This is a genomic window from Streptomyces misionensis (assembly GCF_900104815.1).
Lineage (GTDB): Bacteria > Actinomycetota > Actinomycetes > Streptomycetales > Streptomycetaceae > Streptomyces > Streptomyces misionensis.
This window is the reverse complement of the sequence record NZ_FNTD01000004.1, coordinates 3,916,366-3,938,611: the sequence shown is the minus strand read 5'-3', so window position 1 is coordinate 3,938,611 and position 22,246 is coordinate 3,916,366. Positions and strand designations below refer to the sequence as shown.

Annotated in this window: 18 protein-coding genes; 8 read left to right on the top strand and 10 right to left on the bottom strand. The window is 73.9% G+C overall.

Going from position 1 to position 22,246, the window contains the following annotated elements:
• The first annotated feature begins 102 nt into the window (after positions 1–102).
• The 3 genes from BLW85_RS19440 (at position 103) to BLW85_RS19430 (ending at position 2,901) form a co-directional block, all read left to right on the top strand.
• Positions 103–585 (top strand): SseB family protein, encoded by a 483-nt coding sequence (locus BLW85_RS19440; protein WP_071828465.1) that lies wholly within the window; start codon positions 103–105, stop codon positions 583–585.
• 127 nt (positions 586–712) lie between these two features.
• Positions 713–1,690, top strand: coding sequence for a pirin family protein (locus BLW85_RS19435; RefSeq protein WP_070024351.1), 978 nt, complete (start codon positions 713–715; stop codon positions 1,688–1,690).
• Positions 1,691–1,821: 131 nt separating this feature from the next.
• Positions 1,822–2,901 (top strand): AI-2E family transporter, encoded by a 1,080-nt coding sequence (locus BLW85_RS19430; protein WP_074992720.1) that lies wholly within the window; start codon positions 1,822–1,824, stop codon positions 2,899–2,901.
• On the opposite strand, the gene BLW85_RS19425 is transcribed toward BLW85_RS19430, so the two are convergent.
• Entirely contained in the window at positions 2,838–4,991 is a 2,154-nt protein-coding gene (locus BLW85_RS19425) for a SpoIIE family protein phosphatase (RefSeq protein WP_074992719.1), read from the bottom strand. The genes BLW85_RS19430 and BLW85_RS19425 overlap by 64 nt on opposite strands.
• A 158-nt stretch (positions 4,992–5,149) precedes the next feature.
• On the opposite strand from BLW85_RS19425, the gene aspS reads away from it, so the two are divergent.
• Positions 5,150–6,913 carry an aspartate--tRNA ligase gene (gene aspS, locus BLW85_RS19420; RefSeq protein WP_070024345.1) on the top strand — a complete coding sequence of 588 codons (1,764 nt, stop codon included), beginning with the start codon at positions 5,150–5,152 and terminating at the stop codon, positions 6,911–6,913.
• A 56-nt stretch (positions 6,914–6,969) separates the two neighbouring features.
• Here the strand turns inward: aspS and BLW85_RS19415 are convergent, their stop codons facing one another.
• From BLW85_RS19415 to BLW85_RS19400, 4 genes are all read right to left on the bottom strand, one after another.
• Positions 6,970–7,671, bottom strand: coding sequence for a hypothetical protein (locus BLW85_RS19415; RefSeq protein ID WP_074992718.1), 702 nt, complete (start codon positions 7,669–7,671; stop codon positions 6,970–6,972).
• Positions 7,672–7,783: 112 nt separating this feature from the next.
• Positions 7,784–9,499: a methionine--tRNA ligase gene (metG, locus tag BLW85_RS19410; protein ID WP_074992717.1), complete on the bottom strand. Its 1,716-nt coding sequence runs from the start codon at positions 9,497–9,499 to the stop codon at positions 7,784–7,786.
• 183 nt (positions 9,500–9,682) lie between these two features.
• Positions 9,683–11,617: a VWA domain-containing protein gene (locus tag BLW85_RS19405; RefSeq protein WP_341867945.1), complete on the bottom strand. Its 1,935-nt coding sequence runs from the start codon at positions 11,615–11,617 to the stop codon at positions 9,683–9,685.
• A gap of 98 nt (positions 11,618–11,715) precedes the next feature.
• Positions 11,716–12,507 carry an alpha/beta fold hydrolase gene (locus BLW85_RS19400; protein ID WP_074992716.1) on the bottom strand — a complete coding sequence of 264 codons (792 nt, stop codon included), beginning with the start codon at positions 12,505–12,507 and terminating at the stop codon, positions 11,716–11,718.
• Positions 12,508–12,606: 99 nt separating this feature from the next.
• On the opposite strand from BLW85_RS19400, the gene BLW85_RS19395 reads away from it, so the two are divergent.
• Positions 12,607–13,974 carry an aminotransferase-like domain-containing protein gene (locus BLW85_RS19395; protein WP_070024334.1) on the top strand — a complete coding sequence of 456 codons (1,368 nt, stop codon included), beginning with the start codon at positions 12,607–12,609 and terminating at the stop codon, positions 13,972–13,974.
• On the opposite strand, the gene BLW85_RS19390 is transcribed toward BLW85_RS19395, so the two are convergent.
• Positions 13,862–14,797: a hypothetical protein gene (locus tag BLW85_RS19390; protein WP_070024331.1), complete on the bottom strand. Its 936-nt coding sequence runs from the start codon at positions 14,795–14,797 to the stop codon at positions 13,862–13,864. The two genes, BLW85_RS19395 and BLW85_RS19390, sit on opposite strands and share 113 nt — an antisense overlap.
• 79 nt (positions 14,798–14,876) lie before the next feature.
• Entirely contained in the window at positions 14,877–15,359 is a 483-nt protein-coding gene (locus BLW85_RS19385; protein WP_070024330.1) for a hypothetical protein, read from the bottom strand.
• A gap of 189 nt (positions 15,360–15,548) precedes the next feature.
• Here BLW85_RS19385 and BLW85_RS19380 point away from each other — a divergent pair, with 189 nt between their 5' ends.
• Both BLW85_RS19380 and BLW85_RS19375 read left to right on the top strand, forming a co-directional pair.
• Positions 15,549–16,769 carry a PP2C family protein-serine/threonine phosphatase gene (locus BLW85_RS19380; protein WP_079172631.1) on the top strand — a complete coding sequence of 407 codons (1,221 nt, stop codon included), beginning with the start codon at positions 15,549–15,551 and terminating at the stop codon, positions 16,767–16,769.
• 86 nt (positions 16,770–16,855) lie between these two features.
• A complete protein-coding gene (locus tag BLW85_RS19375) occupies positions 16,856–18,298 on the top strand; it encodes a hypothetical protein (protein WP_074992715.1) in 1,443 nt (480 codons plus the stop codon).
• Positions 18,299–18,304: 6 nt separating this feature from the next.
• Here BLW85_RS19375 and BLW85_RS19370 read toward each other — a convergent pair whose 3' ends face one another.
• Together BLW85_RS19370 and BLW85_RS39445 are read right to left on the bottom strand one after the other, a co-directional pair.
• On the bottom strand, positions 18,305–19,549 hold the full coding sequence (locus BLW85_RS19370) for an amidohydrolase (protein ID WP_074992714.1): 1,245 nt from the start codon (positions 19,547–19,549) through the stop codon (positions 18,305–18,307).
• Positions 19,550–19,576: 27 nt separating this feature from the next.
• The gene (locus BLW85_RS39445) at positions 19,577–19,750 is read right to left on the bottom strand and encodes a hypothetical protein (RefSeq protein ID WP_167381419.1); all 174 of its coding nucleotides are present in this window, start codon (positions 19,748–19,750) and stop codon (positions 19,577–19,579) included.
• Positions 19,751–19,862: 112 nt separating this feature from the next.
• On the opposite strand from BLW85_RS39445, the gene BLW85_RS19365 reads away from it, so the two are divergent.
• The gene (locus BLW85_RS19365; RefSeq protein ID WP_074996129.1) at positions 19,863–21,206 is read left to right on the top strand and encodes a tetratricopeptide repeat protein; all 1,344 of its coding nucleotides are present in this window, start codon (positions 19,863–19,865) and stop codon (positions 21,204–21,206) included.
• 7 nt (positions 21,207–21,213) lie between these two features.
• Here the strand turns inward: BLW85_RS19365 and BLW85_RS19360 are convergent, their stop codons facing one another.
• Positions 21,214–21,999, bottom strand: a complete 786-nt coding sequence (locus BLW85_RS19360; protein WP_074992713.1) for a hypothetical protein — start codon at positions 21,997–21,999, stop codon at positions 21,214–21,216.
• Between the last annotated feature and the right edge of the window lie 247 nt (positions 22,000–22,246).

Here is a 22,246-nt window from a genome sequence, read left to right as displayed (position 1 = left end):
ATAAGGCGCAACCCCTGTCCCGACAAGTGTGAGAAGGGTCTACTCCTGCGGGCCGTTCGGGTCCATCCCTGCGGCGGCCATTCCCTCGGTACGCTTGCGCCCATGTACGGATACGGCCAGCCCATGGACGGCGGCGCCGCGCAGCAGCAGTACACGTCGGGGCAGCAGCAGATGGCGGGCGGGGCCGGCGGGTACGGCCAGCAGCCGCCGCTCTACCCGGAGCCGTCCCCGCCGTCGCTCGCGGACGCGGTGCGCGCGTTCACCACCGGGCAGATGTCCCCCGAGGACTTCCAGCAGATCTTCGCCACGTCGAAGGTGTACTGCCCGCGCGGCGACACCCCCGGCTTCCTCGCCCTGCACAACACCCAGCAGCCGGTGATCCCGATGTTCACCTCGCTCAAGGAGCTGCGGCGGTACGCGGGCAAGGAGTCCAAGTACTTCGTGATCACCGGCGCGGAGGTGATCGACCTGCTGCCGACCGGCTACGGCTTCGTCCTCGACATGGAGGGCGAGCACCGGATGGTGTTCGACGCCAAGGCGGTCGAGCAGATGGTGGACTACGCGATGCGCCGTATGTACGGCTGAGATCGTCCGTACGGCTGAGAGTCGCCGTTCGAGGAGCCCGGAGGGAATGCCCTCCGGGCTCTTTCCGTTGTGGGTGGCAGGAAGTTCAACGCTCAACTAAACTGGGCGTACGAAGGAGGTAGCCACCATGCCTGCAGTGACCGTCGAGAACCCGTTGACGCTGCCCCGTGTGACCGCTCCCGCCGATGCCGTGGCGCGGCCGGTGCTCACCGTCACCACCGCTCCCAGCGGCTACGAGGGCGAGGGCTTCCCGGTGCGCCGGGCGTTCGCGGGGATCAATTACCGCCATCTCGACCCGTTCATCATGATGGACCAGATGGGTGAGGTGGAGTACGCGCCGGGCGAGCCCAAGGGCACCCCCTGGCACCCGCACCGCGGGTTCGAGACCGTCACCTACATCATCGACGGCATCTTCGACCACCAGGACAGTCACGGCGGTGGCGGCACCATCACCAACGGCGACACCCAGTGGATGACGGCCGGCGCCGGCCTGCTGCACATCGAGGCGCCGCCGGAGCACCTGGTGGTCTCGGGCGGTCTCTTCCACGGCGTCCAGCTGTGGGTGAACCTCCCCGCCAAGGACAAGATGATGGCCCCGCGCTACCAGGACATCCGGGCCGGCAGCGTCCAGCTGCTGACCTCGCCGGACGGCGGCGCGCTGCTCCGGGTCATCGCGGGCGAGCTGGACGGCCACGCGGGCCCCGGCATCACGCACACCCCGATCAGCATGGTCCACGCGACGCTCGCGCCGGGCGCGGAGATCACCCTGCCCTGGCGGGAGGACTTCAACGGCTTGGCGTACGTGCTGGCGGGCCGCGGCAGCGTCGGCGTCGAGCGCCGGCCCGTCCGCACGGGCCAGACGGCGGTCTTCGGTGCCGGGTCCTCGCTGACCGTGCGCGCGGACGAGCAGCAGGACGGCAACACGCCGGACCTGGAGGTCGTCCTCCTCGGCGGCCGGCCGATCCGCGAGCCCATGGCCCACTACGGCCCGTTCGTCATGAACACCAAGGACGAGCTGATGCAGGCCTTCGAGGACTACCAGAAGGGCCGTCTGGGGACGGTCCCGGCGGTGCACGGCATGACGGACGAGGGCCCCGGGGCCTGAACCCGGGACGCCGCCGCCCCGCAGAACGAGGAGGGCCCCCGCCGGGCCGAGGACGTCCCGGCGGGGGCCCTTCCTCACTCGCCCGGCCGCGCGGGCAGGACACCCGGCCGCGGTCGTGATCCGCTGGGAACGTGCTGCTGTTGCCCGAGCCGGTCCGGCGCCTCGCCGCCTGGTGCGTCGTGCTGCTGCTCGTCGCCGGGGTCGGCTGGATCGGGGTGCGGCTGTGCGGGGAACTCCGTACGGCCGTCACGGCGGTGCTGCTGGCCCTGCTGGGCACCGCCCTGCTCGCCCCGCTGCACCGGCGGCTCGTGCGGGCCGGCGTGCGGCGCTCGGTGTCGGCGGGGCTGACCTGCGTCGCCGTGGTGGCCGTCGTCGGCGGTGCCCTCTACATCGTGGTCGCCGCCCTCGTCGACAGCGGCGACGAGATCATCGCCTCCCTGCGCAACGCGGGCAAGAGCCTCTCCCGGCACTTCGGCGCCGCCGGGACCGGCCTGGACGACCTCGCCGCCAACTCCCGTGAACTGCTGCGGAAGTTCGGCGGCACGGCCGCGTCCAACGTCATCAGCGGGGTCAGCGTCGTCGGCGAGAGCATCGCCATCGCGGTGCTCGCCCTCGTCCTGGTCTTCTTCTTCCTGCGCGACTCCCACCTCGTCCTGGGCACCCTGCGGGCCGTCGCCCCCGGGGACAGCGCCGACACCCTGGAGGCCGTCGCCCGGCGCGCCTACGAGGCGGTCGAGGGGTTCATGCGCGGCACCACCCTGATCGCGCTGATCGACGCCCTGTGCACCACCGTCGGCCTGCTGATCCTGCGGGTGCCGGGCGCGCTCGGGCTCGGCGCGCTGGTGTTCGTCGGCGCCTACATCCCCTACCTCGGCGCGTTCATCTCCGGCGCGGTCGCGGTGCTGGTCGCCCTCGCCGACCGGGGCTTCGTCATCGCGCTGTGGGCGCTCGGCGTGGTCCTCGCCGTGCAGCTGCTGGAGGGGCACGTGCTGCAGCCGGTGATCCAGAGCCGCACCGTGCAGATGCACCCGGCGGTCGTGATGGTCACCATCACGGCCGGTGCCTCGGTGGCGGGCATCCTCGGCATGCTCCTGGCCGTCCCGCTGACCGCGGCCGCCTTCGGCGTCGTCCAGGAACTGCGCACCCGCTACGCGTCCGCGCCGCCCGGCTCCCCGGGACCCCCGGACTCCCCGGTCCCCGAGCGCTCGTAGAGCTCGAACCAGATGCTCTTGCCCTCGCCCCTCGGCTCCACCCCCCAGGTGTCCGCCAGGATGCCGATCAGCAGCAGCCCGCGCCCGGACGAGGCGAGTTCGCCGGGGCGGCGCTTGTGCGGGAGGTCGTCGCCGGTGTCGAAGACCTCCACCCGCAGCCGGCGCCGGCCGCCGTTCGCGGCGACCTCGGCCAGCAGCAGCGCGTCCGTGTCGGTGTGCACCAGCACATTGGTGACCATCTCGGAGGCGAGCAGCTCGGCCGAGTCCACCTGGTCGGGGTCGGCCCAGTCGTGCAGCAGCTCGCGCACGTACCGGCGGGCCTCGGCGATCCGCTCGGGCTCGTCCTGTCCCACCGGCAGCAGCACGCGCCGTACCAGGGGCCACACCGCCGCGCCGCCGTCCGGATCGCCGCCCCGCTCCGGACGGCACAGCAGCACCAGCGCGATGTCGTCCTCGCGGCGGTCGGCCAGCGGGCCGGTGGTGTGGTGCGAGGAGGGCCCGTGCACGCCCTGCACCAGCGCGTCGGCCAGCGACTCCAGATCGCCGTCGTGGTCCTCCAGGATCGCGCGCAGCCGCCGCCAGCCGCTCTCCAGGTCGTGTCCGCCGGTCTCGATCAGCCCGTCGGTGCACAGCATCAGCGTCTCCCCCGGCTGGAGCGCGAACCGGGTCGTCGGATAGTCCGCGTCCGGGTCGATGCCCAGCGGCAGCCCGCCCGCCGTCGGCCGCTTCATCACCGTGCCGTCGGCCATCCGGATCACCGGGTCCGGATGGCCCGCGCGGGCGATCTCCAGCCGTCCGGTCGCCGGGTCGACCGCCACGTACAGGCAGGTCGCGAAGCGCGGGTCGGACTCCTCCTCGTCCTGGGTGATGCCGTGCAGGAAGCGGGCGGCGCGCGAGAGCACGGCGTCCGGCCGGTGCCCCTCGGAGGCGTAGGCGCGCAGGGCGATCCGCAGCTGGCCCATCAGTCCCGCCGCCCGCACGTCATGCCCCTGGACGTCCCCGATGACCAGCGCGAAGCGGCCGGAGGGCAGCGGGATCATGTCGTACCAGTCGCCGCCCACCTGGAGTCCGCCGCCGGTCGGGATGTAGCGGGCGGCGATCCGGATCCCCGGGATCTCCGGGCCGAGCGAGGGCAGCATGGAGCGTTGCAGCCCCTCCGTCAGCTCCCGCTCGGACTCGGCGGTCTCCGCCCGGGACAGGGCCTGGGCGAGCATCCGGGCCACCGTCGTCAGCACCGCGCGCTCGTCGGGGGTGAAGGCCACCGGATGGGCGAAGCCCGCCATCCAGGCGCCCATCGTGCGCCCGCCCACGGTCAGCGGGAGGAACGCCCACGAGCTGCGCCCGAAGGGCCGGGCGAGCGGCCAGGTCACCGGATAGCGGTCCTTGTACTCCTCGGGCGAGGAGAGGTACACCGCGCGGCCGGTGCGCACCACCTCGGCCGCCGGGTACTCCATGGCCAGCGGCATCTGGGTGAAGGGGCCCATGTCGTCGGTCCGGTGCCCGTGGTGGCCGATCATCGTCAGCCGGTCGCCCTCCACGCCGAACACCACCAGCCCGTCCGGCGTGAACCCCGGCATCGACAGGCCCGCGGCGACCCGCAGCACCTCGGCCGTGGACCGCGCCTCCGCCAGCGCACGGCCCGCGTCCAGCAGGAACGCCTCCCGCGAGCGCCGCCAGGGCCCGGTGACCGCGGTGCGGCCGCCCGCGTCCGGACCCGGCTCGGCGACCTCCTGGAGGGTGCCGGTCAGTACATAGGCGTGCCGCTCGCGGTCGTACGACGGCTTGGAGCGGCTGCGCACGACGCGCAGCACCTCGCCGCGCTCGTCCATGATCCGCACGCGCACCTCGGCGAGCGCGTCCTCGGCGACCGCGAGCTGCACCACCGAAGTGATCTCGTTCCAGTCCACCGGGTGCAGCCGGGCCCGGGTCTGGGCCTCGGTGAGGGTGGCCGGCGCCGCGGGCAGCCCGAGCAGCCGCGCCGCCTCCGCGTCCACGGTGACCAGCTTGTCCGCCGTGTCCCAGTGCCACAGCCCGGTCGCGAGGGCGGCGAGGACATCCCCTACGGCCGGGAGCGGCTCACCTGTGCGCATTGTCCCCATTTAAGACAATGTGTGCGCGTCGTGCCACCGTAGGGCCGCGGGCCGCAAATGGTGGGGAGCCGATCTTGGGGTGGCCGGTACCCTTGGTTCAGCTGGGGGCGGCAACCCCGGTGATCACCAACTCAATCCGCGAAGGACGATGAACGACGATGCATCGGTACAGGTCCCACACCTGCGGCCAGCTCCGCGCCTCTGACGTCGGCACCGACGTCCGGCTCAGTGGCTGGCTGCACAATCGGCGCGACCTGGGCGGCATCCTCTTCATCGATCTGCGCGACCACTACGGCATCACGCAGCTGGTCGCCCGCCCCGGCACGCCCGCCTACGAGGCCCTGGACAAGCTCTCCAAGGAGTCCACGGTCCGCGTCGACGGCAAGGTTGTCTCACGTGGAACCGAGAACGTGAACCCCGACCTGCCGACCGGCGAGATCGAGGTCGAGGTGACCGAGGTCGAGCTGCTCGGCGCGGCCCAGCCGCTGCCCTTCACCATCAACGCCGAGGACGGCGTCAACGAGGAGCGGCGCCTGGAGTACCGCTTCCTCGACCTGCGCCGCGAGCGCATGCACCGCAACATCATGCTGCGCACGGCGGTCATCTCCGCGATCCGCCACAAGATGACCGCGCTCGGCTTCAACGAGATGGCGACGCCGATCCTGTCCGCGACCTCCCCCGAGGGCGCCCGCGACTTCGTCGTCCCCTCCCGGCTGAACCCCGGCAAGTTCTACGCCCTGCCGCAGGCCCCGCAGCAGTTCAAGCAGCTGCTGATGATCTCCGGCTTCGACCGCTACTTCCAGATCGCGCCCTGCTTCCGCGACGAGGACGCCCGCGCCGACCGCTCGCCGGGCGAGTTCTACCAGCTCGACGTCGAGATGAGCTTCGTCGAGCAGGAGGACGTCTTCCAGCCGATCGAGCAGCTGATGACGGAACTCTTCGAGGAGTTCGGCGGCGGCCGCCACGTCACGTCCCCCTTCCCGCGGATCCCGTTCCGCGAGGCGATGCTGAAGTACGGCTCCGACAAGCCGGACCTGCGCGCCAAGCTGGAGCTGGTGGACATCACCGATGTCTTCGAGGGCTCGGAGTTCAAGGCGTTCGCCGGCAAGCACGTGCGCGCGCTGCCGGTGCCGGCGGTCCAGGACCAGCCGCGCAAGTTCTTCGACCAGCTCGGTGACTACGCGGTCTCGCTGGGCGCCAAGGGCCTGGCCTGGGTCCGCGTCGGCGAGGACGGCACGCTGTCCGGCCCGATCGCCAAGTTCCTCACCGAGGAGAACGTCGCCGAGCTGACCAAGCGCCTCTCGCTGGCCCCCGGCCACGCCGTCTTCTTCGGCGCGGGCGAGTACGACGAGGTCTCGAAGATCATGGGCGGGGTCCGCGTCGAGGCCGCCAAGCGCGCCGGCCAGTTCGAGGAGAACGTCTTCCGCTTCTGCTGGATCGTCGACTTCCCGATGTACGAGAAGGACGAGGAGACCGGCGCGATCGACTTCTCGCACAACCCCTTCTCGATGCCGCAGGGCGGCCTGGAGGCCCTTGAGACCCAGGACCCGCTGGACATCCTGGGCTGGCAGTACGACATCGTCTGCAACGGTGTCGAGCTGTCCTCCGGCGCGATCCGGAACCACGAGCCGGAGATCATGCTCAAGGCCTTCGAGATCGCGGGCTACGACCGGGAGACCGTCGAGGAGAAGTTCGCGGGCATGCTCCGCGCGTTCCGCTTCGGCGCCCCGCCGCACGGCGGCATCGCCCCCGGCGTGGACCGCATCGTCATGCTCCTCGCGGACGAGCCCAGCATCCGCGAGACGATCGCCTTCCCGCTCAACGGCAACGCCCAGGACCTGATGATGGGCGCCCCGACGGAGCTGGAGGAGGCCCGCCTGCGCGAGCTGCACCTCGACATCAGGAAGCCGCAGCCGAAGTAGTACCTCCGGTGGTCGTCGAAACGCCCGGGGCCCTTGGGGCCCCGGGCGTTTCGCCGTCACTCGGGGTCTTCCCCTTCCTCCCCGCCTTCCGCGTCGGGTGAGGCACCGTCCTCCAGCAGCCGCTCGGCGATGTCGTCGGACCACCGCTGCGCCCAGGCGCGCAGCTCGGTGAGCGCCGCCTCGTCCAGGCCGTACCGGGTGAACTGGGCGTCGGCGTAGAAGTCCGTGCCGGTCAGCCGGGACTGGAGGGTGGGCAGGTCGAAGACGTCATGGGCGTGCCGGCCTCCCAGCTCCTCCAGCTCGGGCAGGGAGAAACGGGCGGCCGCCGCTTCGGCGTCGATCAGGTCGACGGCCGCGCCCCGGTCGTAGAGGGCGCGGATCTTCGTGCCGACGGCGTCCTCCAGGCAGAGGGTGGGGCCGTACTCGGTGAGGTCCGGCGGCCCCCACAGAGTCTCCTTGTGCAGGGCGAGGAGGCAGGGCTCACCGGTCGGCGGGTCGGTGACGGTCAGCTGCGCGGTGCGCTCGGTGGCGGCGCCGGGGCGCACGGTACGGCCGCGCGCCTCCAGGGCGGCGGCGAGGGCAGCGGCGAGGCGGTCCATGGGCTCGCCGCTCTCGGTGGCGAGGTCCACGTTGGCGTGCGGGCGCCGGACCAGTCCGTGCGCCTGGAGGGCGTAGCCGCCGGCGAGCACCAGACCGTACGGTCCGCCCGCGGTGACGGCGTCCGCGAGGAGCCGCCGGTGGGGTTCGGGAAGGTTCACGGCATCCGTACTCTGCCAGACCGGCCGCCGATGACGGCGGATGCGGGAAGGACCCGGGAGCGGTGCGGCTTCCGGGTCCTTCGGGTGGAGGTGCCTCCCAGGCGGGGCCTGCTCAGCCTTCCTGGCCGCCGAAGCGCTCCTTGTAGGTGGCCAGGTCCTCGTCCGTCAGCTTGGCGAACAGGACCGGCGGGACCGTGAAGGGGGTGCCGGACGGGACGGAGGCGAGGGCCTTGGCCTCGTCCGAGGTGACCCAGGTCGCGGTGTCGGCCGGGAGGTCGAAGGCGCCGCGCATGGCCGCCGAGGTGGCCGGGATCAGGGGCTCGGAGACGACCGCGTAGAGGTGGATGAGGTTCATCGCGGTGCGCAGGGTGAGGGCCGCGCCGTCCTTGTCGGTCTTGATCTCCAGCCAGGGGGCCTTCTCCTCCAGGTAGGAGTTTCCGGCCGACCACAGGGCGCGCAGAGCGGCCGCGGCCTTGCGGAACTGGAGGGCCTCCATCTGCGACTCGTACTCCGCGAGCAGCGTCGCGATCTCCTCGCCGAGCTTCGCCTCCGCCTCGCCCGGCTCGCCGCCGGCCGGGACCTCGTCGCCGAAGCGCTTGCGGGAGAAGGACAGCACGCGGTTGACGAAGTTGCCGAGGGTGTCGGCCAGGTCCTTGTTCACCGTGGCGGTGAAGTGCTCCCAGGTGAAGGACGAGTCGTCCGACTCCGGCGCGTTGGCGATCAGGAAGTAGCGCCAGTAGTCGGCGGGCAGGATGTCGAGGGCCTGGTCGGTGAAGACGCCCCGCTTCTGCGAGGTGGAGAACTTGCCTCCGTAGTACGTCAGCCAGTTGAAGGCCTTGACGTAGTCGACCTTCTTCCACGGCTCGCGCACGCCCAGCTCCGTGGCCGGGAACATCACCGTGTGGAACGGGACGTTGTCCTTGGCCATGAACTCCGTGTAGCGGACCTGGGTGTCGACGTCGTACCACCAGGACTTCCAGTCCCGGTTGTCCGGGTCCTGGTCCGCCCACTCCTTCGTCGCGCCGATGTACTCGACCGGGGCGTCGAACCAGACGTAGAAGACCTTGCCCTCGGCCGCCAGCTCCGGCCAGGTGTCCGCCGGGACAGGGACGCCCCAGTCCAGGTCACGGGTGATCGCCCGGTCGTGCAGGCCCTCGGTCAGCCACTTGCGGGCGATCGAGGCGGCCAGCTGCGGCCAGTCGGCCTCATGCCGGGCCACCCACTCCTCGACCTCGTGCTGGAGCTTGGACTGGAGCAGGAAGAGGTGCTTGGTCTCGCGGACCTCCAGGTCCGTGGAGCCGGAGATCGCGCTGCGCGGGTTGATCAGGTCGGTCGGGTCCAGCACGCGGGTGCAGTTCTCGCACTGGTCGCCGCGGGCCTTGTCGTAGCCGCAGTGCGGGCAGGTGCCCTCGACGTAGCGGTCCGGCAGGAACCGGCCGTCGGCCGGGCTGTAGACCTGGCGGATCGCCCGCTCCTCGATGAAGCCGTTCTCGTTCAGCTTGCGGGCGAAGTGCTGGGTGATCTCGCGGTTCTCCGGGCTGGAGCTGCGGCCGAAGTAGTCGAAGGCCAGCGCGAAGCCGTCGTAGACGGCCTTCTGGGCGTCGTGCGCCTGCGCGCAGAACTCGGCCACCGGCAGGCCCTGCTCCTTGGCTGCCAGCTCTGCGGGGGTGCCGTGCTCGTCGGTGGCGCAGATGTAGAGGACGTCGTGGCCGCGCTGGCGGAGGTACCGGGAGTACACGTCCGCCGGGAGCATGGACCCCACCATGTTGCCCAGGTGCTTGATCCCGTTGATGTACGGAAGGGCGCTGGTGATGAGGTGTCGAGCCATCCGGCTGCTCCCAGGTCGGGTTGTTTTACGAACCTTGAAATGGTAGCCGAGACAGGTGGGCCGCCCGCTTCCCGTTTTACAGGGTGGGAAGGGGGCGGCCGGTGGCTGGACGGGGCGGGCCGGGACTACGGCGTGATCACGGCCGCCAGGTGGCGAGTACGCCCTCGTACAGCTCCGCGTCCGTCAGCTCGCGGGGGTGGGGCCCGCGTGGAAGAAGGCGGTGTTGGGGGTCTTCAGCTTGCGCAGGTAGTCGAACGCCTTGTTGTCGTGCTCACCGAACGCGACGAAGGAGAAGAAGACCGTGGGGTGGCTCTCCGCCGCGGCGACGAGGGCCTGGGTCGCGGGCGTCTTGGCGTCCGGGGCGCCGTCGGTCTGGAACACCACCAGCGCAGGCGTGCCGGGGGCGACGTGCTCGTCGTAGTGGGCGAGTACGGCTTCCACGGCGGCGTGGTAGCTGGTCCGGCCCATCCGGCCGAGGCCCGCGTGGACGTCGTCGATCCTCGTCGCGTGGTCCGGGGCGAGGGTCAGCTCGGTGGTGCCGTCGACCTCGGTGGAGAAGAAGACGGTGTGGACCGTGGTCTCGGGGTCCAGGTGGGCCGCGAGGGCGAGGGCCTGGTCGGCGAGGGCCTGCGCGGAGCCGTCCTTGTAGTACGGCCGCATGCTGGCGGAGCGGTCCAGCACGAGGTAGAGCTTCGCGCGGGTTCCGGTGAGGTCGGTCTTCGCGAGCGGCTCGACGGCGGCGGTGTAGGCCGTGGCGAGGGCGGGGGCGGCGGCCTGGACGGCGGGGAGGGGAGTGGCGGCGGCGCGACCGGCATCGTCGGCGGGTGCCTCCGGTGCGACCGGCTCGGTGGGCCCGGCGGGCTCGCTGTCGGAGGCGACGGCTTCCTGGGCGGGCGCGGGCTCCGCGGGTGCGGCTTCGGAGGCCGTCTCGGCGGGTGCCGCCTCCGGCTCGGTTTCGGCGGCTGCGGGCTCCGGTTCCGTCTCGGCGGGTGCGGCTTCCGTCTCCGGCTCGGTCTCGGCGTCGGGGGTGGCGTTTTCCTGGGCGGGCGCGGCGGCTTCGGTGGTCGCCGCTTCCGGCTCGGCCGCGGCGGGCTCGGCTTCGGCGGCTGCCGGCTCCGGTTCCGTCTCGGCGGGTGCGGCCTCCGACGCCGGAACGGCTTCGGCCTCGGCGGCGGTCTCCTCGGTGGGCTCGGCTTCGGCGGTGGCCGCCGCTTCCGGCTCGGCCGCGGCGGGCTCCTCCTCGGTGGCCGGCTCCGAAGACGCCTCGGTCTCGGTGACCGACTCCGCGTCCGCGGTCTGCGTCGGCTCCGCGGGGGCGGCCTCGGCCTCCGACGCCTCAGGCATGGCCGCCGGGGCGTCCACGTTTTCCGGGGCCACCTCCTCCGCCGGTGCTTCCGGCGCCGGTGCGGGTTCCGCCGTCGGTGCTTCTTCGACCTGCGCCTCGGCGCTGGTCTCGGCGTCGGCCTCGGGTTCCGCCGCCTCGGTGTCGGCCTCCGCCTCAGCGGTCACCTCCGCCTCGGTCTCGCCGGTCGGCTCGGACTCGCCCTCGGCAGCCGTCACGGCGTCCGCCTCGGCCTCGGCGTCGGCCTCCGCCTCGGTCTCCCGCTCGGCCTCGGCAACGGCGTCGTCCTCGACAGGCGCGTCCGCCTTCGCCTCGGTGTCGGTGTCGGTGTCGGCCTGCGTACCTGCCTCGGCGTCGTCCTCCGCCTCCGCCCCGGCAACGGCGTCGACCTCGGCCTCCGCCTTCGCCTCGGACTCGGCGTCACCCTTGGCCCCGACCCCCGTGTCCGTCTCGGTGGTCGACGCGTCGGGTGCGTCGTCCGCCGGGGTCGAGGGGTTCGGTACCCGGACCTTGTCGAAGGCGGCGGACACCAGCTCGTGTTCGCCGGCGGAGGAGTCGCGGGGCTCGGGGACCGTCGCCGTCGGCTCGGGAGCGACCGGGTCGCGGGGTTCCGGGACCGCCGGCGCCGGCTCGGCCGCAACCGGCTCCACCGGCTCCACCGATTCGACCGACTGCGCCGGCGCGGCCGAGGGTTGGGCCGTCGCACCCTCTGCCTCGGCGGCTCGGGACTTGCGTGAGCGGCCGAATGCGTTCCGCAGGAGAGTGAGAATGCCCATGTGTGCAACCCTTCGCGTGAGGTGACACCGTCAATCGCTGGCCAGGACGGACACGTAAGGTTAGCGGCCCTGGATGTCCGCGGTGTGGCCCCGAACCCTCACGGCGCACCGTCGACGCGTGCCAGGAAATCCCCCAGCACCCGGTTGAACTCCTCGGGCCGCTCCAGATTGGGCAGATGGGCCGCCCCTTCGACGACCTCCAGGGTGGAGTCGGGGAGCAATCGCGCCAGGGACTCGGCGTCGGCGACGGGCGTGTAGGTGTCGTCGGCACCCACCACCACCAGCGCGGGGACCGCCACCCGTGTCAGCAGGCCCCGGTAGTCGGGGCGTTCGGCCCGCCCGCGCAGGGACGCCGCCGCGCCCCGCGGGGCCGTCGCGGTCATCATGCCGTGGACGTGCGCCTTGACCTCCGCGCGGGCGTACGGCGCGATCATGCGGTCCAGCACCTCGTCGGCGTAGCCGCGCATCCCCTCCGCGAGCAGCCGGTCCGCCATCGCGTTGCGGTTCCGTACGCCCTCGGGGGTCTCCGGCTCGGCGAAGGTGTCCGCGAGGACCAGTCCCCGGATCCGGTCGCCGAAGCGGTCGTGGCACTCCATGGCGATCTGGCCGCCCATCGACAGCCCGGCCAGCACGAAGGTGTCCACGCCCAGGAAGTCGAGGAGTTCGGCCACGTCCTCGGCGTGGCGGGAGAGCGGGACCTTGCCGGGAGTGACCGGTGAGGCGCCGTAGCCGCGCAGGTCGGGGGCGACGACCCGGCGGCCGGCGGAGAACTCCGCCACCTGCGGGTCCCACATCGTGCGGTCGAAGGGGTGCCCGTGGATCAGCACCAGGGGGCAGCCGGCGGAAGCGGAATCATGGCATTTGTCGGTGAACGCGAGGTACGGGGGCATGTGATCGACCCTAGGCGGGCCCAATTGCTCGGTGCAATAAGATCTTTGCCCTCGGTGCAATCGCGGCTCGGCCGACGCGCCAGACCAACAGGGGGACCGATGAACGACTTTCGGCGGATCGCCGACCGGATAGCCGCCGACATCGCGAGCGGGCGGCTGCGGCCGGGGCAGCGGCTGCCGCCGCAGCGTGCCTTCGCGCGGCGGCACGGGCTCGCGCCCTCCACGGCGGGGCGGGTGTACGCCGAACTCGTGCGCCGGGGGCTGGTGGTGGGCGAGGTCGGGCGGGGCACCTTCGTGCGGGCCACCGCCCCGGACGGACAGCCGGGACACGCACTGACCGAGGCGGCGGCCGGGGCACCGCCGGTGAACCTGGAGCTGAACTACCCGGAGGCGGCGGGGCAGTCGGAGGCGCTGGCCCGGTCGCTCGCGCCGCTGCTGCGGCCGGACGCGCTCGGGGATGCGCTGCGGCCGGCCGGGGCCGCCGGTACGCCGGCCGCGCGGGAGGCGTTCGCCGCGCTGCTCGACGAGGGCGGGGTGCGCGCCGACCCGGCGCGGATCCTGTTCACCGGCAACGGCCGGCAGGCGATCGCCGCCGCGCTCGCCTCGCTGGCCCGCCCCGGCGACCGGGTCGGGGTGGAGCCGCTCACCTATCCGCTGGTCAAGGAGATCGCCGGCCGGCTCGGGCTGAGTCTGGTGCCGCTCGCCATGGACGAGGAGGGCGTCCGCCCGCAGTCCGTCGCCACCGTCCACCGCACCGCGCCGCTGGCCGCCCTCTACCTCCAGCCGACCCTGCACAACCCGACCGCGCTGACCATGGGCGCACCCCGGCGGGCCGAGCTGGCGGACGTCGTCCACAGGCTGGGGATACCGGTCGTCGAGGACCGGATCTGGTCCTTCCTGGAGCCGGGGCCGCACCGGGTCCCGCCGCTGGCCGCGCTCGCGCCGGACCTCGTCCACCTCGTGGACGGGCTGTCCAAGCGGGTCGCGCCCGGTCTCACCGTCGGGTTCGTCGTCGTACCGCGGGGGCGGGGCGAGGCGGTGGCGCGGGCCGTCCGGGCCGGGGGGTGGAACGCGGGCGGGTTCGCGCTGGCGGCGGCCGTGCGCTGGCTCGCCGAGGGAACCGTGGACCGGCTGGTGGCCGCCAAGCGGCGGGACGCGGCGCGCCGGCAGCGGCTGGTCGCCGAGAAGCTGGCCGGCTTCGCGGTGCGCTCCGACCCGGCCGCCGGTTTCGCCTGGTGGCAGCTGCCCGCGCCGTGGCGCGCGGACACCTTCACGGCGGCCGCGCGCGAACACGGGATCGCGGTCACGCCCGGTACGGCCTTCTCGGTGGGGCCCGGCCGCGCCCCGGACGCGGTCAGGCTTGGGCTCGGTTCGGTTCCGGAGCCGGTGCTGGCGCGGGCTCTGGAGACCCTCGCCACCGTCGCACGAGGCGGGCGGGGCGCAGATTCCGGGTCAGCCAGGTGGTGAGGGCCACCGTGAGGCCGAGGCCGAGCAGCAGCCAGGAGACCGTGCGCAGGGTGCCGGTCAGGGCGTCGTAGACGGCGCCGGCGGCCGGGCGGGGCACGTCGGCGGGCAGGTCGGCGAGGGTGAGGCGGCGGCCGATCGCCACGGCGAGACCGAGCAGCGCGCCGCCGAGGGCGGTGCCCAGCGCGGTCGCGGCGATGGCCCGGCGGCGGCGGACGGCCAGGGCGATGCCCGCGGCCGCGAAGGCCACGGCCGCCACCGGCAGCCAGAATCCGGCGACTTCGAGCACGTGGAACCCCTTTCGGAGCGACGTCAGTTCGTCGGCCGGGAGCACGGCGACAGTGGTGTGCTGCACCGGGATACGGGCGGCGAGCGGTATGTGCTCGTCGCTGAGCTGCTGTTTGACCTGGGCGGTGACGGGGGCGAGGTCGACGGTGACCGGCTCGGCGGCCGCGTCGTCGCGGTCGTCGCGCAGCGCCCGCAGCACCGCGTCGTGAGTGACCCGGTTGCCGGTGTCCCAGGCCAGCCGGAAGGCCTCGGTCTGGGTGAAGGAGCGCACCGCGTCGTGCACGAACGGGCGGACGGAGCCCCGCAGCGGGCCGACGTCCAGCCGGTGGTCCACCTCGTGGAGCAGGCTGTCCCCGACCGCGTTCGCGACGGCCTCCCGCACGTCCGGGTCGGTGGCGAGCGGGGCCATCGTGGTGACGTACCGGCCCGTGTCGGTGAGCCCGTACGCCGCCCAGACCGCCAGCGCGCCGAACGGCACGAGCAGGCAGGACAGGGTGATCAGTACGGCCGACAGGGCGCTCCTGAGGCGTTGCGGCACCCTTTCAGGCAACGGCCGGCGGGGCCGGGACGCTACCGGGGGGCGCCCGTCCGGGCGACCGCCGCACGGGGACGCGGCCTCAGCGGATCCGCCGTCCGAAGGCGTCCTCGCGGGTGTAGTACCGGTAGAAGAAGACGATGAAGGTGGCCGCCGCGACCAGCAGCGACATCAGCACGGTCCGGGCGACGGAGTGGCCGGCCTGGCTGTACAGGAAGCCGAACGCGCAGCCGACGAACGCCGTCCACAGCAGCGCGTGCACCTCCCGGATCATCCGTGGGGCCAGCGCCAGCAGGGCGAGGCACAGCACGGTGAAGACGAGGAAGCTGGCGAAGGCCAGCAGCAGGTTCCAGCCGGTGACCGGGCCGCCGTCGCGGTTCATCTCCGCGACCCAGAAGCCGTAGATCAGGCCCAGCACCACCGGGACCGCGATCCGGCCGATCCGGTGGGTGCGGGCGTCGAAGACATCGGGGGTACGGCGCTGGTCGGGGGAGGTGGCGGCCTGCACCTCGGGCGCCGGGGCGCGCCGGGGGATGCCACCGGGTGCGGGTGCCGCATGGGTCATGTGAGCACTCCTCTCTCCTCGCCCCCGTTCGCCTTCCAATGCACACCTGTGCGCCCGCCCCGGCAACTCGGACGGCGGAACCCCGGGCGGCCCGGGCCGTCCCGCGGGTCCGGAGCACGGGTGCCCGGATGCGTGTCCCTCTTCCCGTGTTTGTCGACCGAACCTGGAGACTCGGCCGATGTGAACCGGATGACGTACGAGCGGCACCGCCGGCGGCGGCTCTGCGGGCAGGGTTACGCCTGGCTGCTGCCGCTGCTGCTGCTCGTCGGCATCGTGCTGCTGGACTTCAACACCGACGCGGAGTACCGGTTCGTCTCCTGGATCGTGCTGGTGCCCGGCATCGCCGCCGCGATCTGCGGGGTGCGCACCACGGCCTGCTTCTGCGTGGTCTCGCTGGTGGCGTACGTGCTGGTGGACAACGCCTGGCCGAACCAGTACCGGGCGGGCTTCGCCGACTTCCTCCTGGTCGCGCTCGGCGGTGCGCTGGCCACGGTGGTCTCGGCCCTGCGGGTGCGGCAGGAGCGGCACATGCTGCGCATGGAGGACGTCGCGGCGGCCACGGTACGGGCCGTGCTGCGCCCGCTGCCCGAGCGCTGGGCGGGCCTCGAACAGGCGGGCGCGTACTTCCCCGCCGACGTGGAGGCGCAGGTCGGAGGCGATTTCTATGACATCCAGCCCGGGCCGTACGGCACCCGGGTGCTGGTCGGGGACGTCCAGGGCAAGGGGACGGGCGCGGTGGAGGCGGCCGCCGCGCTGCTCGGCAGTTTCCGGGAGGCGGGCTACTACGAGAAGGACCTCGGGACGGTCGCCGAGCGCCTGGAGATCCGGATGCTGCGGCTGCGGATCCACGCCACCGCGATCGGCCGCCGCGACGGTGACCGGTTCGCCACCGCGGTGCTGGTCGCCTTCTCCCGGGTCGCCCCCGACACGGTCGAGATCGTCAACTTCGGGCACGAGGCGCCGCTCGTGGTCGGCCCGCGCGGGGTGCGCGAGCTGTCCTGCGGGGACGGGCTGCCGGTCGGCCTGAGCGACCTGGTCGGCGGGCTGCCGCCGGTGCACCAGGTGCCGCTGGCCGAGGACGAGACGCTGCTGCTGGTCACGGACGGGGTGACCGAGGCCCGGGACCGCCACGGCGAGTTCTACGACCTGGTCGGCGACGTCGCCGAAGCCGTCGTGGCCGATCCGTGCTGCGCCGAGCCCGAGCGCCTGGTGCGCCGTGTCCACGACGGTGTCCGGCGGCACAGCGGGGGCGTGCTGGCGGACGACACCACGATCTTCGCGGTGCGCCGCCTCCCGGTCGGCGACGAAGGACCGCGGACGGCGGTGTTCCCGGGGTGGAACAGCGGGAGATGGCTGCCGGAGCGGGTGTGGGCGGGCGACGACCCCGAACGGGGAAGTTCGGCGTCCTGAGGCGCGTCGGGGCGGTCCCAGCGGTTACGGTGCTGGCGGGAGAGTGCGGATCCACAGGGACCGCAGGGCCTACAGGGGGAGGGACCATGCCCGGAACCGTGCTGCTGCTCGCGGCCGCGCCGCTGGGCCGGGGACGCCTGGTGGACGCGGCCTCCGTGCTGCCGGTGCTGGCCGCCGTCGCCCCCGCCGTGCTGTCCGGCACCGACACCGCCAACGTCGTGGAACTCGCGGACCCGGTGGACCCGCAGGGCGTGCTGACCCGGCTGCGGGCCGCGGCGGCCGCGCCGGGGCCGCTCACCGTGTACCTCACCGGCCAGCTGCACCTGGACCGCCGGCAGCGGCTGCCGCACCTCGCGCTGGCCCGCACCACGCCGGCCACGGTCCGCTACACCGCGCTGCCCTGGCACTGGATCCGCGAGGAGCTGCGGCTGCGGCCGCCGGGGCGGACCGCGGTCCTCCTCGACCTGCACGCGGACCCGGAGGCCTGGCGGTACCTGCACGAACAGCCGCTGGACGCGGGCCGCACGGCCGCGGTCTACGGCCGCGTCGCACCGCCGCCCGGGCGCCGGGGGCCGGCCGAGCCGACGTACATGAAGACGGTCGCCACCCTGCTGCGCAGCGGTCACCGCCCGCCGCTGGACGAGCTCCACTACCAGGCCCTCGCCCGCATCGCGGAGGAGACCGCCGTCAACGTCCTCCTGGGACCGCCCCAGGTCGCCGCGTACGCCGGTCCCGGTGAACCCGGGTTCGGCGCGCCCCCGGGCGCCGCCGCGGCCGGCCCCGGGTGGACGGGCCCCGCCGGGCCGTCCGACGGGTTCGGCGCGGTGGTGGGCGCCGGGCACCCCGGCGGGTACGCGGGGACCGGGGCGATCCCGGGGCCGCGGGTGGACGTGCCGGACGCGGTGCGGGCCGGCGGTGCCGGTCCCGTGGCCGCCGACGCCGTCCGGCCGGTTTCCGGCGCGGCGGCCGACGCCGGGGACGCGGCCGGGGACGCGGGCGTGGCCGAACCGGCGGAGCCCGGCGCGGGCGAGGGGCCGGGGGACGACGCGCGGGCGGAGGGCGGCGCCGCTTCGCCGCCGGTCCCTGCGGACGGGCTCCCGGAGGCCGTTGGCGATCCGCACGTCGCCATCAGTGACGCCGTACGGGACGGGCGGCACGAGGAGGCCGACGCGATCGCGGCGCGGCTCCAGGAGGCGGCCGTCGGGGAGCACGGGCCGGCGTCCGAGGACGCGCTGCACTGGGCCGAGGTGCGCGCCGACCTGGCGATGTTCGCGGGAGACGCGGGGCGCAGCTGCCGGGGCTGGATGACGGTGGCCGAGACCAGGCTCGCGGCGGGGCAGGCCCCCGACGCGCCCGCCGTGGAGGCCGCCGTCGACCGGGCGCACCACCAGTGGGGCCGCATCGGCGACACCGCGCGGGCCCGTGAACTGGGGCCCGCGCTCGCGGAGCTGCGCTCCAGGGTGCCCGGGCGCAGGCAGGGCGCGCTGGAGGACGTACGGCGGCAGCTGCGCGAGTTGCAGCGGACCTGACCCGGCTCACGCCTCCGACAGCAGCGCCAGGGCCCCCGACACCAGGGTCCGCACGCCCGGGGCGACCGTGGCCGGGTCGGGGGCGAAGTGGGGGCTGTGGTTGCTGGGCACGGCGGCCAGCTTCTCGGCGAGGGTGTCGCCGGAGGAGCGGTCCCAGACGTCGGCGGGCGTGGTGGTGACGAACCAGTACGAGTAGGGGATGGCGCTGTTCAGCGAGAACTCCGGGAAGTCCTCGCTGCCCATCGCCGGGCCCGGGTCGAACACCGTGCCCGCGCCGAAGACCTCGCCGTGCACGGCGGCCACGGTCCGGTCGGTGTCCGCGTCGTTCACGGTCACCGGGAAGGTGTTGCCGAGGGTGACGTCGGGCTCGCGGGGGCAGCCGGCGGCCAGGCACTCGCCCTGGGCGATGCGCCGGATCGCGGCCAGCATCCGCTGCCGTACCGCCTCGGACTGGGTGCGCAGGTTGAGCGCGATGCGCGCCTCGCCGGGGATGATGTTGTGCCGGGTGCCCGCCTCGATCCGGCCCACCGTCAGCACCGCGGACTCGCCCGCCGCGACCTCCCGGGAGACCACCGTCTGCAGCCGGGTGACGAGGTAGGCGGCGGTCACCACCGGGTCCACCGTCGCCTCCGGGCGCGAGCCGTGCCCGCCCCTGCCGTACACCACGATGTCCACGTCCGTCGCGGCGGACATGATCAGCCCCGGCGCGTGCGGGTACAGCCCCGCCGGGCCCGGCGCCGCGTGCTGGCCGAGCAGCACGTCGGGCCGCCCGAACCGCTCGTACAGCCCGTCCGCCAGCATCCGCCGGGCGCCCTGCCCGGTCTCCTCGGCGGGCTGCCCCACCACCAGCAGCGTGCCGCGCCAGGTGTCCCGCCCCCGCGCCAGCGCGGCCGCGGCCCCGGCCAGCCAGGTGACGTGCAGATCGTGGCCGCAGGCGTGCATCACCCCGTCCGTGGTGGAGGCGTACGGCAGCCCGGTCGCCTCCGGGACCGGCAGCGCGTCCATGTCGGCGCGCAGCAGCACGGTCGGGCCGTCGCCGTTGGCCAGCCGGCCCACGACACCGGTGCCGCCGACGCCCTCGGCCGTCTCGAACCCCGCGTCCGCCAGCCGGCCGGCCAGCTTGCCGGCGGTGCGGTGTTCGCGCAGGGACAGCTCGGGGTGGCGGTGCAGATCGCGGTAGAGGTCCTCCAGGCTGGCGACCGGGAGGTCGGCGGTGAGGTCCAGCGCGGTGCGGGCGGCGGCAGAGGTCATGCGGGCAGGGTAGGCGGGTCGGTGTGTTCAGTGCGACGCCGGTGCCGCAGCGGTGGCCTGCGCGGCGGGAGCCGCCGGTGCCGAGGCGCGGGCCGGGCCGGCGTTGGCCGCGAGGATCAGGGAGGTGGCGGCGACCACGGCGGCGGCGACGGCCCTGCGCGCGGTGGAATTCCCGCGAGAACCGGGTGTACGTCCGGACACGGCGACCTCACAACACGACAGCGGCGTATTAAGCAGGTTTAATCCGCCGTTTAACCTAGAGGCAGTGGGAGCCGAACAGCAAGGCGGACAGGGGGAGTTGGGGGTGCCGGTGGTGCGGGAAAGGGACGATCCGGGAACGGTGGGACGACGGGTGCAGCGGTTGCGCGCCCAGCGCGGGCTCACCCAGCGGCAACTGGCGGAGCCGGCCTACACCCCGGCGTACATCTCCACCCTGGAGGCGGGCCGGGTGCGCGCCTCCGACGAGGCGCTGCGGCACATCGCGGACCGGCTCGGCGTGAGCTTCGAGGAACTGGCGCTGGGCCGCCCCGCCCACCTCGCCACGGAGCTGCGGCTGCGGCTGACCGAGGCGCAGCGGCTGCTGGCCGACGGCCGGGCCGAGGAGGCGGCGGCGCGCTACGCGGACCTGCTGGCCGAGGCGGAGGCGCACGCACTCGTCCCCGAACAGGCCGCCGCGCTGCTGGGACTTGGCGAATGCGCGCTGGAGACGGGCGCGTTGACGGATGCCCGGGCCCACTTCGAGCGGGCCGAGGAACAGCTCGCCGACGCCTCCCCGGCGGCCCGCGCCCCCGCCGTGCGCGGCCGCGCGGTCGCCCACTACCTGGCCGGTGAACTCCGGTACGCCGTCTACCTGCTGGAGACCACCCTCGACGAACTCAACCGGGGCGGCCTGCACGACCCGGACGCGCTGCTGCTCCTGTACGCCAGCGCCATCGGCCCCTACCTGGACATGGGCGCGCACGCCCGTGCCGCCCAGGCCGCCGAGTTCGCCCTCGCGCTCGCCCCGCGCTCCGGCGACCCTGCGCTGATCGCCCGGATGCACCGCTCGGTGGCCCGCACCCTGCTCGCCGAGGGCCGCGCCGCCGAGGCCGACGCCTCCCTCGCCAAGGCGGCCGAGTTGTACCGCCAGCTCAGCCTGCGCACCGAACTGGCGCACTGCCACTGGATGCGCGGCTACGTCCACGCGCAGAACAACCACCTGGAGGCCGCGGAGACGGAGCTGCGGCAGGCGCTGGACATGCTGTCGCAGACCCGGGCCGCCCTCTACCGCAGCCAGGCCGCGGTGGAACTCGCCGATGTGCTGCACCGGCGCGGCCGGTCCGCGGAGGCCGCGGAGCTGCTGGAGGGAGTGCTGGGCGACTTCTCCTCCGAGCGCGGCGCCGTGCACGCCGCCGCCGCGCACCGGCTGCTCGGCATCATCGCCGAGGACGGCCGTGACACCGAGTCCGCCGAGGAGCACTACGTGCGCGCCCTCAGCCTGCTGGAACGCGCGGGCGCCGCCGGCGACCTGGCCGACCTGTGCCGCCTCCTCGGCGATCTGCTGCGCCGTACCGGACGGGTCGAGGCCGCCCTGGACGCCTACCGCACCGGACTCGGCCACCGCGCCGCCCCGGGCACCACGACGCTGGGCCCCGCACCGGCGCAGCCGCCGCTCTGATCCCGGCCTACACCTCCGCCCGGCCCTCCTTGCGCACCTGCGCGAGCCGCAGCGCCCCCACCTGGACGGCCGCCTGGGTGGCGTCGTTGGGGACGTCGGCGAGCCCGCCGTTGGTCAGGGCGAAGGCGTCGTCGCCCACGCGGACGGCGGCGACGTCGAGGGTGAGGCGGCTCTCCTGGTCGTCGGAGGTGGTGGCGTCGAGGGTGATGTGCAGGCCCTGGCGGGCGTCGCCGACCTCGGGCAGGGGGAGTTCGGCGACCCGGACGTCCTCCTGGGTGTCCTGCTGGGTGGTGGCCGTGAACCGGGCGCACTTGGCCGGCATCGTGCGCAGCCAGGCCAGCGCGGCGTCCACGTCGGACGGGCGGCGGGCGCCGATCTGGTAGCGCAGCTGGGCGTCGGTGTCGGCGTCGTCCAGGCCGACGGCGGCGCGGGCCGGGGCGCCGAGCAACCGGTCGCTGTAGAGGGCGTCGAGGAGTTTGTGGCAGTCGCCGGCCGAGGTGTTCGCCTTGAGCAGCCCGTCCCGCCAGGTCGCCGCGCCGCGGGTCGCGGCCCAGGGGGCGCCGAGGTCGGTCTGGGTGAGCAGCGCGGACTGCGCCTGGCCGTCGGTGAGCGTGGAGCCGTCGGGCCGGGCCGGGGCCTGCTCGCCGCGGGAGGGGCGGTCGATCGTCGGGAGGGGCTGCGGCGCGGTCGCCGGCTGCTTCAGGGTCAGGGCCGCGCAGCCGCCGACGCCGAGCAGGCCGGCGCCTATGAGGCAGGTCAGCAGGCGTCCGTGCGGTCGTATGCCGTCGTACATCGCGGTGCCTCCCGGTGCTGGTGCCTCCTCTCACGGCACCACCGTCCCGGGCGCCCCACCAGCGCGCGGGCCCGGACGGGTGAGGGCCGGGAGGGCGGGCGGGGGAGCGGGCGGGCGGGGAAAACCCGTCGCCCGTTCCGCCCGGCCGTTGCTAGCCTCCCGGCCATGCAGCGCGCCCCGCAGTGCCCGAGCCCGTGCCCGAACGGCACGACGACGCCGGAGACCGTCCCGGCGCGCTGACATCCGA